13 protein-coding genes and 2 pseudogenes are annotated in these 11,225 nt (G+C 51.1%); 5 read left to right on the top strand and 10 right to left on the bottom strand.

Annotated features, from left to right (window positions below):
• From QJ48_RS08130 to QJ48_RS08120, 3 genes and pseudogenes are all read right to left on the bottom strand, one after another.
• The coding region (locus QJ48_RS08130) for a zinc-dependent alcohol dehydrogenase family protein (protein WP_237762845.1) at nt 1-739 on the bottom strand (739 nt) is incomplete at its 3' end.
• 92 nt (nt 740-831) lie between these two features.
• On the bottom strand, nt 832-1,425 hold the full coding sequence (locus QJ48_RS08125; protein WP_054973132.1) for a YdeI family protein: 594 nt from the start codon (nt 1,423-1,425) through the stop codon (nt 832-834).
• A gap of 210 nt (nt 1,426-1,635) precedes the next feature.
• Nucleotides 1,636-1,956, bottom strand: a pseudogene (locus tag QJ48_RS08120) (hypothetical protein); the annotation flags it as partial.
• A 228-nt stretch (nt 1,957-2,184) separates the two neighbouring features.
• On the opposite strand from QJ48_RS08120, the gene QJ48_RS08115 reads away from it, so the two are divergent.
• On the top strand, nt 2,185-2,598 hold the full coding sequence (locus QJ48_RS08115; protein ID WP_054973131.1) for a VOC family protein: 414 nt from the start codon (nt 2,185-2,187) through the stop codon (nt 2,596-2,598).
• On the opposite strand, the gene QJ48_RS38035 is transcribed toward QJ48_RS08115, so the two are convergent.
• Both QJ48_RS38035 and QJ48_RS38580 read right to left on the bottom strand, forming a co-directional pair.
• Complete coding sequence (locus QJ48_RS38035; protein ID WP_054973130.1) at nt 2,541-2,852, bottom strand: hypothetical protein; 312 nt, start codon at nt 2,850-2,852, stop codon at nt 2,541-2,543. The genes QJ48_RS08115 and QJ48_RS38035 overlap by 58 nt on opposite strands.
• A gap of 109 nt (nt 2,853-2,961) precedes the next feature.
• Nucleotides 2,962-3,153 carry a hypothetical protein gene (locus QJ48_RS38580; protein WP_157261560.1) on the bottom strand — a complete coding sequence of 64 codons (192 nt, stop codon included), beginning with the start codon at nt 3,151-3,153 and terminating at the stop codon, nt 2,962-2,964.
• Between the two features lie 227 nt (nt 3,154-3,380).
• Between QJ48_RS38580 and QJ48_RS08100 the strand changes: the two are divergent.
• Nucleotides 3,381-3,922, top strand: a pseudogene (locus QJ48_RS08100) (SMI1/KNR4 family protein).
• Nucleotides 3,923-4,621: 699 nt separating this feature from the next.
• On the top strand, nt 4,622-5,635 hold the full coding sequence (locus tag QJ48_RS08095; protein WP_054973128.1) for an iron-hydroxamate ABC transporter substrate-binding protein: 1,014 nt from the start codon (nt 4,622-4,624) through the stop codon (nt 5,633-5,635).
• 55 nt (nt 5,636-5,690) lie between these two features.
• Here the strand turns inward: QJ48_RS08095 and QJ48_RS08090 are convergent, their stop codons facing one another.
• Genes QJ48_RS08090 through QJ48_RS08080 form a run of 3 tightly spaced genes read right to left on the bottom strand, consistent with a single transcriptional unit; the run spans nt 5,691 to nt 7,543 of the window.
• Nucleotides 5,691-6,275: a TetR/AcrR family transcriptional regulator gene (locus QJ48_RS08090; protein ID WP_054973127.1), complete on the bottom strand. Its 585-nt coding sequence runs from the start codon at nt 6,273-6,275 to the stop codon at nt 5,691-5,693.
• Between the two features lie 36 nt (nt 6,276-6,311).
• Entirely contained in the window at nt 6,312-7,094 is a 783-nt protein-coding gene (locus QJ48_RS08085) for a DNA alkylation repair protein (protein WP_054973126.1), read from the bottom strand.
• Nucleotides 7,091-7,543 (bottom strand): VOC family protein, encoded by a 453-nt coding sequence (locus tag QJ48_RS08080; protein WP_054973125.1) that lies wholly within the window; start codon nt 7,541-7,543, stop codon nt 7,091-7,093. The genes QJ48_RS08085 and QJ48_RS08080 overlap by 4 nt, the downstream gene beginning before the upstream one ends.
• A gap of 191 nt (nt 7,544-7,734) precedes the next feature.
• Here QJ48_RS08080 and QJ48_RS08075 point away from each other — a divergent pair, with 191 nt between their 5' ends.
• Both QJ48_RS08075 and QJ48_RS08070 read left to right on the top strand, forming a co-directional pair.
• Nucleotides 7,735-8,358: a TetR family transcriptional regulator gene (locus QJ48_RS08075; RefSeq protein WP_054973138.1), complete on the top strand. Its 624-nt coding sequence runs from the start codon at nt 7,735-7,737 to the stop codon at nt 8,356-8,358.
• Between the two features lie 30 nt (nt 8,359-8,388).
• Complete coding sequence (locus QJ48_RS08070) at nt 8,389-8,961, top strand: GNAT family N-acetyltransferase (protein WP_054973124.1); 573 nt, start codon at nt 8,389-8,391, stop codon at nt 8,959-8,961.
• A gap of 28 nt (nt 8,962-8,989) precedes the next feature.
• Here the strand turns inward: QJ48_RS08070 and QJ48_RS08065 are convergent, their stop codons facing one another.
• Together QJ48_RS08065 and QJ48_RS08060 are read right to left on the bottom strand one after the other, a co-directional pair.
• On the bottom strand, nt 8,990-10,636 hold the full coding sequence (locus QJ48_RS08065; RefSeq protein ID WP_054973123.1) for a DUF4179 domain-containing protein: 1,647 nt from the start codon (nt 10,634-10,636) through the stop codon (nt 8,990-8,992).
• The gene (locus tag QJ48_RS08060) at nt 10,629-11,147 is read right to left on the bottom strand and encodes an RNA polymerase sigma factor (protein WP_054973122.1); all 519 of its coding nucleotides are present in this window, start codon (nt 11,145-11,147) and stop codon (nt 10,629-10,631) included. Before QJ48_RS08060 ends, QJ48_RS08065 begins: the two co-directional genes overlap by 8 nt.
• Nucleotides 11,148-11,225 lie beyond the last annotated feature (78 nt).

Genomic DNA, 11,225 nt, shown 5'->3' with positions numbered 1-11,225 from the left:
TAATACAGAAAAGCTGCCCGATGCTTGGGACCGTTCCGTCCGTCTTCACGCCGCGCGCCAGTTTTTCGCCTACGGGTCCCCCGATACTAACGGTGGCCGCGGGGGCTCCTTGGCCTGCCGTGACTTCTAAAATTCGGTCCCGGACGGAGACTTCCGCCGCGTTAAACACATAGGCCGCCCCAAGACGCCGCAGCTCGGTGGTATGGCGGTCGCTGCGCGTCAGAGCAATCATCCGGTATCCGAAAATAGCCGACAATTGGGCAAAAATTCTCCCAATAGCGGAACCCGCCGCATTGACAACTAACACATCCCCGTGCGTAAGCCTGAGTGCCGAGTGGCAAATCAACCAAGCGGTAACCGGGTTAATGTATAGCTGGCAAGCCGTGTCGTCGTCGATGTCTTCCGGTACGGGAACGGCAAATTTGGCAGGGGCTGTCACATAGTCCTGCCACGTGCCATCGCCTTGCAAAGGCAATACGCGCGTCCCCAACATTTGCTTCGGGACCCCCGGCCCTATGGCTTCCACTACCCCTACACCCTCGTAACCCGGGACCGCGGGCAGCGTAATCCGGTGAGGATACGCCCCCCGAATCGGGATCACATCCGACGGATTGATGGGCCGTGCCCGCATTTTGACGGAGATTTCCCCCGGTCCCGGCACAAGCGGCGGCTTCTTTTCGATTCGCAGCACCTCGTCAGGTTCTCCGAAACGATAATAACGAATAACATTGGCCTCCATGAAAGCTTCTTCCCCTGTTCTTTTAAATACAACCTGAAACATTTTGATTGTTCTTATTTAAATTATTTGATTGAGTGTTACCTGCGAATATGCTAATCGTTTAATCCCTTTCCATTGAGAATTTGCTGCATGCATTTTTCAACCCTCGACTCTCTAGTTTTGGATTGTTTGGGTTGAGAAAAATGAAGAATGTATGCTCTTTGCCGTCCCGGCGTCAATGCTTCAAAAGCAGTTTTCAAGGCAGGCATTTCATCGAATTTATTTTGAAGTTCTTCAGGAATGTTGAATTCTGAATTTTTTTTAAAATTCACTTCCAAACCGGCTTTTTCAACTTCAATGGCTTCATGAATATAGGCTTTCAAGATGGCTTCCATTTCAACTATCTCTTGAACATTGGTGAACCGAATCTGGCGCGCCGCCTGTACATTCTCCGTTTGTTGGATTAGAATCCCATGGGCATCCTGTAACAAGGCACCTTTGTGAAATAGAAGCGCACAATATTGTTTAAATCCATGTATTAAAACTATGTTTTTTTCCTCAAACGTGTAACAAGGATGCATCCACTTAAAATCTTCGGTCAGTTCACAGTCAAGAACGATATTTCTCAACTTCTCAAATTCTTCCTTCCACTTTTTAGCTTTACTTAAAAATTCATCAACCTTAGGATTCAATCTACCATTTGTCATTAAGGAACACCCCTCTTCAATTTTTCGATCAGTTGGCAGAAAATAGGCATGAAGAGACTCACATATTCTTTTTATTCGACGTTGTGTTTTCGTACTCCTTGCTATCAAGGTATACCGCAAATATCAACAGTTGAGTTTAACATAGACAAAAAAAGAAAAAAGGCTATCCAGTAAAAAAATCCGAATAACCTTCCGTTACTTATGATTTGATCAAGGAAGAAGAGTTTTCCAGTACTCCCATGCCTTTAAATAGCTCTCCAAATCTTTCGGATGGACTTTCGCGCTGATTCCGATTCGGCAGTACAATTGAAAGATCGTTTCTTCGATCAGCCTTGATTTATTTATTGGCTTATGACGAAGGAGTTCGAAGGCGGCAAACAAGGTATCCAGGTTCAAATCGTCCGGAGAAGAACAAAAAGCATAAGTAAAATCATAGATAACCGGGCCAGCTATGGGAGACGGATCGATGACGCCTGTCAGCTCGAATTTGTGAAACACGAAATTATGGACACCGGTATCCCCGTGCAATATGTCATGTTCGGGTCCCCCTGAAATTTTCCATATGCCGATTATATAATTTCAGGCCCTTCGAAGAGCAGGTACTTTTTGTTTTCAAAAAAATATGCCGATGGACGACATGAGGAAGTTGTTTAAAATGGCTCCGGTTCGAGGTATACTGGTAGAGGCAAGGCTAGTGACGAAAGTGTGAACATAGCCCGTGCTTACATACCATCCCATTCGAACGAAGGAGCGAAATTAATGGCTATCAATGCGTATCTGAACTTCAACGGAAATTGTCGTGAAGCGGTCGAATTTTACGCGGAGGCTTTTGGAACGGGAAAACCGCAAATCATGACCTTCAGCGATACGCCGCCTAACCCGGAGTACGCGCTGCCGGAGGAAGCCAAGCATTTGGTCATGCATGCCCGCATTACCGTTAACGGAAGCGACTTGATGTTTTCCGACGTTTTCCCGGGTATGCCTTTTACCGCCGGAAACAACATCAGCCTTTCCGTAATGAGCAAAAACATCGATGAAATTAAAACGTATTTCAATAAGCTCAAAGAAGGCGGCAAGGTAGGCATGGAGCTGCAAGAAACGTTCTGGAGTAAATGCTACGGCCAATTAACCGATAAATTCGGTATCCAGTGGCAGTTCAACCACGAAGAATAGAAGCGGTTCGCCCGTTTGGCCGCACCACGGCCTACAAACAAAGACTCATATCCGGCATGCGCCGGTATGAGTCTTTGATCTTTTCCGCTGTAATAATCGTAGCCGTTCATGGTTTCTCCGCTGTATGCGCCGTTGCTTAAATAACCGAGGACAAGCACAAGCAGCAGCGGAAATACCGTATTGGTCAACAAAAGAACCGGGTTGAGCGCCAGATTGATGAAGTCCCGCTTCAAGATAAAGTAAAACGAATACATCTCCCTGCCTCCTCCTAATCCCGCAGCTTGCGTCCGGTCATCTGAAGGAATACGGACTCCAGGCTCGCCGCCGAACTCGTCAAGTGCTTGATTTTGATGCCGCTTTGCATCACCGGAACGCCGTCCGGTAGGCGTCGAGTGTCTCCGCGAGCAGCTGCCGGAAATCAACCGGCGACCGCAGGATCGCCGTCGTCAAAGATTCGTACGGTAATGCGTTTTTTTGCTGCCGCACTATAAGGAAATTTATGTAATCGATCCACGCCAGTTCGACCAGCCACTTGTTCCTTTTTTGAAAAATCACGAAATCCGCGAGCTGCTGTCCCTCAACAATACGGAAGTCGCGACATACGACGGATTTTCGCAGCAAATCGGCAAGCTGCTTACGCCTTCTGGGGCAGCGGCAAAATAATGCCCCGGTGAGTGCCTTTAACCCCCCAATAGCCCGTTCAACGAGTTGATGCCCAGCTTCGCTGTACTATATAATAGGCTGACACGAATCGAGCAGCGTACTATTGGGGGAAATTGTCCATGTGGAGTAACGTGTTTGAAAAGCCTTATCTGAAGCGGGAAGGAGCGACTCAAGCCGAGCTTGACCGCTTAGTAAGGACGTGGAACGAGAAGCTGTCGACGCAAGAAATCGCCGAGATTGCGGAGCGGCAGACGAATCCTTTTCCTGCGAATCATCCGCTTCATGCGCAGTACAAGCCGTTTGATCCGTCGGATCTGCCGCAGAAGAAGCTGCCGGACAGCTCCTGGACTTTTTGCGCTATTCGAACGGCGGGGAGTTTCAAACCGGGGAGCGCTATTTTCAATTTTTCGGCACGGAGGAATTGAGAGAATACAACTTGGTGTACGAATTCCCCGAATACATGGCCGGCTCCGTCTCTATCGGGATGGACGGCTGCGGCAATCATTATATTATGGATATGAGAGAAGACATGAACGAGGACGAGTATCTGATCTTGGCGGCGCATTCCGGCAATCTTGGCTATGAGGATTGCAAACAAGTAGCCCGTTCGTTCCCGGAGCTGTGCAGGGGAACCACATCGATGGATGAGGAGCTGGATTAGAGCTCGACAATAGAAAAACTGCGGCCCGCCCTTGAATCCAAGGCCTCGGGCCGCAGTTTCGTATCCCTCGATCGGGTAACGCCCCTCTCCTGCTCCTTATTCGTCGGCACTTCCGAGTGGCGTCAAGATCCGGACGTACTGCTCGTGCCATGTATTCCATTCCTCTTGTCGGAACCCGGTTGCTCTGCCTGACAAAAGCGCGTCGATCACATCCAGACATACGTGCCAGCCCGCCCTCGCGCAGCTCGTCGATCCGAAGCTGGGGAAAACACTCGGCAAGCCGGTCGTTGTCCGTTAGAATCGACCATATTTGATCGACGGAATGCTTCAGATGACGCTAAAAACGGGCCGTATAACCGCCGTCCGCTTTTTGAATGGAAGCTAACATGCTCAATCCCCTCCGTACGTAAAATAGCGCTCACAGCAGCCAAACCAAGCCAAAATTACATACGATTAAACCTATTTCCCAAAATCTCTTCCTGATCGTTCACCCTTTCCGGATATGCTGGGGAGCACAGCCCCTGTTCGCCTTTTCATTGTATCCGGCACCACTGTCTTTTTTCTTTCCCGATTCTTACTTATTTCTTACGCGGCGGTCCCGACGCTCACGATTCGTATTGACGATGGAGAATCATTTTTGATATGATCTTTACCGATAATGATTCTCATTTTCAATAATCGATCTCACGGAGGGAAATGATGTTTAAGAACAAGCCGCTTTGGGCCGCCGGCCTGATTTATTTATTACTCCTTACGCTGCTCTCCGCTTGCGGCGGTATGGCAACGACTGCCGGCAATCCCGCCACGGCCAAGCAGGCTGCCAAGGAGCCGTCGACGGAAGCATCGGCCGCCGCAACCCGCAGCTTCTCCACGGTCAAAGGCAATATCAACATCCCGGTCAAACCTAAACGGATCGTCACGGATTTTTACGGCGGCGAGCTGCTATCCGTAGGCGCCAATGTGGTCGGCGTCGAACCCACCACCTTCGACAATCCGTTTCTGAAGAAGCGGCTCACAGGAGCCGTCGACGTAGGCACGCCGGTGAATGTGGAGAAAACACTGGAGCTTGCTCCCGACCTAATCGTCGTTATGTATGACAAAAACTATGAAGAGCTGTCCAAAATCGCTCCTACCCTACATATCCCTTACGGCACGACTTCCAACATTTACGAAACGGTGAAACTGTTCGGCGATATTGCCGGCGAACCGCAAAAAGCGGAGCAATTTATCAAGGCATTCGATCAAAAAGCAGCGCAAGGCCGCGAGAAATTAAAAGGGGTCATCGATTCAACCGCCACCGTCGGGCTTTACGAGCTGACCGATAAAGGCACCTTATGGGTATTCGGGGACAACGCCGGACGGGGCGGCCAAACAGTGTATAACGCGCTGGGGCTGAAGATGCCGGACTTGGTCCGTTCGGAGGTGAAAGGCAACACCGGCTCCGTGCAGCTGTCGATGGAGGTGCTGCCCAACTATGCGGCCGACTACATGTTTCTGACGACCTACGACCCCGAGAAAAAAGGCGAGGCATTGAAGCAGCTGCAGGCCTCGTCGGTGTGGCAAGGTCTGAATGCGGTAAAGAATAATACGCTGTTCATGAACGACTTTGATACGTTCTATCGCTACGATCCGATTGCCATTACAGGACAGATTGACCTCATTGTGGACATGCTGCTTGCGAGAGCGGAAGAGAACAAGGCGAACAAGAACTGATATAGCCTGTTTATCGCAAAATAGACCGTTTCCATTGTCGGAACGGTCTGTTTGTTTACCGCTTGAACCCTTCCACCAATAAGGCAATGACCGTCATGGTCTCCTCCAGCGCTTGCCGCTGATCCGGCATCTGCGCAATCCACAGCGCCGATTCGTTCAGTGCGCCGGACAGAAAATGCGTCATTGCTTCGATGGATGCAGGCCGGAAGCACCCTTGCTCTTTCATTATTTGAAGCTGCCCGCGCAGCAGCCGCATCGAATGCTGCTGATCCATTTTGCGCCAGACGTCCCAGCCTAACACGGCAGGGCCATCGATCAGCAGAATCCGTTGGCTCCGGGGTTCTACCGCCGCCTTAACGAAGGCGCGGCACCCGAACAACAGCTGCTCCCACACATCGTCGCTTTGGGATGCCTCCGCCTCAACCTGCTCCGCGACCTCCTTCTGCACCGCTTCCAGAACGACGTGAAACAATCCTTTTTTATTCCCAAAATGATGGTAGAGTGCCCCCCGCGTCAGCATCGCCTCGCTTACAATCTCTTCCAGAGCGGAATCCGCATACCCTTTTTCCGTAAAGTGCCTTCTGGCAATGGCGGTCAGCTTGCGAATCGTTTCATCGGTTTCTTCTCTATTTTTTTTCACAGAACAATGCTCCCTCCTTCCGGTTCGTCTGCCCGGTTAGTCGAAGCTTCTCAGCAGCTCCAATACTTCTTGGTCTCCGGATTTCGCCAGTGAACGCAACCCGTGCCGGGCGATCCAAACGACGTGCTTCCCTCCGCGGTTCAATCGATCCCGAATCCAGTTTATCGTAATCTCCCGGTGGTCTTTCGTCAAATCGTTCAAATGATTAGCGACCGATTTCCTGACGTATAAGGAAGGATCGTCTATCAGCGGCTCCAGCAGAGCCAGGTTGCACGCGGGGTCTCCCCGGAGGACTCCGATTCGTTTGGCCCAAGGAAGACGCGGACGGGTTCCCTCGCTGACGAGGCGGCGCACATGAAGGCTGGGATCATGCGTCCAGTCGTTCATCAGGCGCAAGCTAACCTCCAAATGGTGCTCCAAATAAGGGCGTATCGCGTATTCCGACGTATGCCGTTTGGTGATTTCGTAAAGCGCCTCTATGGAAAGCCCGAAATGCGGCAGCCCGTATTTTTCCACGAAATAGGCAACAGGCATTAAAAAATATCCGTTCTTAAACATGCCTTCCTCGGTTTCATTTTCCGGTCCGAGAATGTTTAACAGAATGCGCAAAGCCTCCGGATAATCCGGAGGCAACGCTTTCCGCAGCTCATCGGCTATGACCGCGACTCTGCCTTTCAACTCCAGCGGTCCCACCTGCGCGGCCACGGAATCGGTAAAAGCTTGTGCAGGAAAGCCCGAAGCATGAGGCTGGATCAGACTGGACAGCCGATGCGCCAGCTCGGCCCCGAAGTAATGCTTCAAGGCTGCGGTTTCACTCATGCTTCTCCTCCGTCTTCGTCATCCGCCCAAACTTTCTCGGCATATTGCGTGCTTTCCGCTTGCGAAGGCGGGATAATTTTGATCACGTCAATTAAGACGCCGTTAGGATCGCACGTTATGAAGTGCCGCTGTCCGAACTCTTCGTCCCGCAGCTCAAGCTTCAAGGGCAGCTTCTCCCCGATAATGAGCCTCCGGTATTCCGCATCGACATCGTCCACTTCGAAATTAAGAATCAAGCCCTGCACCGGTCTGCGGTAGGCCTCGGGTATCGTATGATGCGCAGCGTCCAAGATTGCCAATTCGTAGGAAGCGCTGGCCTGGGACATCCGCAAGCTCACGTACCAATCCGCTTCGTATACCGTTTCAAAACCGAAAAGCGTTTTGTAAAAAGCCGCGCTCGCCGCAACCTGCTCCGTCAAAATAACCGGGTAGAAGCTGTTTGTTTTCATCGCCGTGATCCCCTTTGGAATTAAGAATAGTTATGCTAGTTGCATATTAACATACATACAGTATGTATGTAAATGAAAAATTCCACTTTCGACCATTAACGACTTGAAAAACGACAACCATGTCGTTTATAATGACCTTGCAACCAAAAGCGACATCAATGTCGTTTTATTGTCAGGAGGAGCTGATTCCGTTGTCCCCCAAAGTAAGCGAACAGTACAAGAAGGACAAAAAGCACGAGCTGCTGCAAGCGGCAAGGCGCGTGTTTATCCGGGAGGGCTATTCGCAGGCGACGATGCAATCGATCATGAACGAAGCCGGGGTGTCCAGAGGCGCGCTGTATTCCTACTTCGACAATATCGAGCATGCGTTTATCGAAGTGCTGCAGTTCGACGATCGGCAGGACATCCTCTTCTTCGAATTGGCCGATTCCTCGCCCCACTGGCCCCAGATAACCGACTGGGTCAACCGTCAGCGGCACAGCCTGAAGACAGCCGGGCAAACGCTGCTGCTGGCCAAGGCGGAGTTTTTTCTATCCCCCGGATACAGGCTAAATAAAGAAAGCTTCCCGTACATCACGCAGCGTTACTTGCGAATCAAGGAGGCTATCGAATCGGTCGTTGTCAAAGGGACGGAGCGGGGAGAATTCCGGCCTCGACTTTCTCCGGAAGCGGTCGCCTTGTATTTTGTTTCGTTTATGGACGGCTTAATGCTGGATACGTTCCAACTCGGAGCGGAAACCACTCTTGTGAAGGAACAGTTGACCGTCTTCCTCTTTTCGTTGAAAGAATTGCTCCGCCCGATTGACCAGATTTAATTTCCATCCTACCCTAAAGGAGTGCTTGCTATGTTGTTCGAATCGGAAAGAATTGTGTTGAGAAAGGCGACGGCAGCTGATGCGGAGCTGTATCATGCGTGGAGAAACGATTTGGAGGTTATGCGTTCCACAAATCCTTCGCTCGATATCTACGATCTGGAAGAAACGAGGCAATTCGTTCATCAAGTCATCCTGGGCTCCCCTTCCTCCAAAAGCTACATTCTGATCGATAAAATCTCGGAAACGCCGTTCGGGATTACTTCTTTAATCAACATCGATTCCAAAAACCGGAATGCCGAATGCATCATCGATATCGGCAACAAAGCTTATTGGGGTAAAGGCTACGGAACCGAGGCCTTAAAGCTGCTGCTTGACTATGCGTTCCTGGAGCTGAACCTGCACCGGGTCTCGTTAAGAGTATTTTCCTTCAACGATAGAGCGATCAAGCTCTATGAAAAACTGGGCTTCCAGCGGGAGGGAATTTCCCGGCAAAGCTTGTTCAGAGAAGGGGCATGGCACGACATTATTCATATGGGGCTGCTTCAGCATGAGTACGTCAACGGCTGCCCCGATGATTTCGAAGCAGCCGTTACAAAAGCCTGATCTGGCGGATCCATCCCCCGCATTTCATTTAATTAAGGGTCAATTCCACCCTGCGGCTGCCGTCCTTGAAGACGTAGAAACCTGGGCTCAATTCCAGTTTACCCGGCTTGGATAGCAGTCCGGGGTACCGCTCTACTTCTTTTCTCGTGCCGTTGCCGCCCGGGGGTGAAGAATTCATCTCAGGGACAACAAACTTTCCGCCCTGCTTCACGGCAGTTTGGGCGACGGCGATAAAGTCCGGATCGGTCGAGTACGATTCGACGATCAGATCCTCTCCCTCCTTGTAGTACGTAAACGTGACCGGAAACTGGTCGAGCTTCGTTTCGATTGTTCGCTTCGTTTCGGACGGAGTCTCCAGCGGAAGCCACGCTTTGGAGCGTCTGTGGATGCTTGCATCCGACAAAAGCAGCTTCATCGGCGCTTGGGACCAATCCTTGGACCATTCCGGAAGCTGAAAGCGGAGATACCAGCCGCTCTTTTCCGTAGACCAGCTTCCTCCATCAATCGTTTTACCGTTCAGCACAAGCTGTATGGTATCGTAATTTACTCTCTCCAGATCCGGGGATTTGGTCTCGAATTTATTATTATACATCAAACGAACTTCCAGCGGAGTTACGACAAGCTCCTTCAAATCCATATCCGAATCGTTAGCAACCGTCGTCGGATCAAGCGGTTTGCGGAACGTCGCTTGGCTCGCTTTTCTTCCATCGGCTTCCAATGACGTCTCCCACGTCCCTTCGAGCGTTTGTACCGTGTCCAAATAGGTGAAGTACAGCTTGGCACTCTTCAGCTCGGAATCCGACAGACGCCATGTGTTTTGCTGGAGCAAAATCCCCGATTTCTCCGTCGGCAATGTCGCGGAATAGCTCGAATCTAGCCGCTTCTCCCCTACCTTAACGAACAGCCCCGGATTCAGCTTTCCATTCTCCGGTCCGCTGATCGGAATTTCATAGCGCAGCGTAAGCTTGTCGCCTTCCCTTGCGACTGAAACGATCTCAAGCGTTCCGAAACGGGTCCGGCTGTCCACCCGGTCCCCATCCTTTAGCGACATCAAAATTGCGTCAAGCTCCGTATCTTTGTATTTGTAAAATATCAGATTTTTCAGCGACAGCTTAAGCCGATCCTTCTTGTTTCCCAGTCCATTTTGCGTTTCCAGCAGGCCTACCATCCGGTTCGGCGAATCCGCTTGGCGGGCGAGGACGTTCAGCGGCATCGTTTCGCCTCGGGAATTCGTTATCGTTTTGTACTCGAAATCAACGATGTGATAGTCTGGCATTGACGGAACGTCTAAGGTAAACATAACATCCGTCCGGCGGTCGTCCGTGACAACACCATGAAGAGCCAAAGACGCGCCCGCCGACGTTACCGTGATGTCCAGCGGGTTGCCCAAGCCGGACTCCATTGCGGTCGTAAAGCCCAGCCGGTCAAACAGCACCGGCCAGCCCATCGATACCCCGGCAACGACCGGCGCAGCCACGATGACCGAGGATACCACAATAGCCAAAGGGATAAGACGCTTCCGGCTGCGGGCCAAACTTCTGCTTCTCGGCGCTACAGAAGCATTTTGCAGATTCGTACTCGTTTGAATTCTTTCCCACATCGCCTCAAAATCCGGAAGCTTGGGACGTTCCTTGCGCGCAAGCTCCAGCAATTGCTCTTCCGTCAGCTTATTCAAGACATTCCGCTCCTTTCAAATCTGGATTGCTCTTTCCCAGCTCTCTTCTCATCTGCCGCAGCCCTCGGTTCAATCTGGATTTTACCGTACCCGGCGGGATATTCAGCGTCTCTGCAATTTCCTGCAAGCTCAGCTCGTGAATATACCGCAATGTCATTACCGTCCGATTCTTGACCGGCAATGCCCGGAGCCACCGCTCCGTCTCCAGCTCGGTTTCTTTCCGCTCCAGCGCTGCGTCCGCCGCTTCCGAATCGCGTCTGCGCTCCAGCAGAAAATGCTTCAGCTCCTTCAGCACGCCCCGCTTCCTGCGGTCCAGATGGCTTTTGCACATATTCACGGCGATCCGCAGCAGCCATGGCTTGATCCGTTCGACGCCTTGCCGGTCCGTCTGGAACACCTTCAGAAATACCTCCTGGCAGATGTCCTCCGCATCGGCGGCGTTGTGCAGCATATAGTGGCACAAATAGTACACGTCCCTGCGGTAAGTATCGAATAACTCCCGGTCGGTCAACCCTCGCTCCCCCCTTTCGCGTTACACTAATAAGACAAACAAATGGGGATTTCGGTTCGTTTTTCCAGAATGAAAAAA

Source organism: Paenibacillus sp. A3 (genome assembly GCF_001399685.1).
Lineage (GTDB): Bacteria > Bacillota > Bacilli > Paenibacillales > NBRC-103111 > Paenibacillus_G.
The sequence above is the reverse complement of the archived record's forward strand: the minus strand, read 5'-3'. Positions and strand labels throughout refer to the sequence as shown.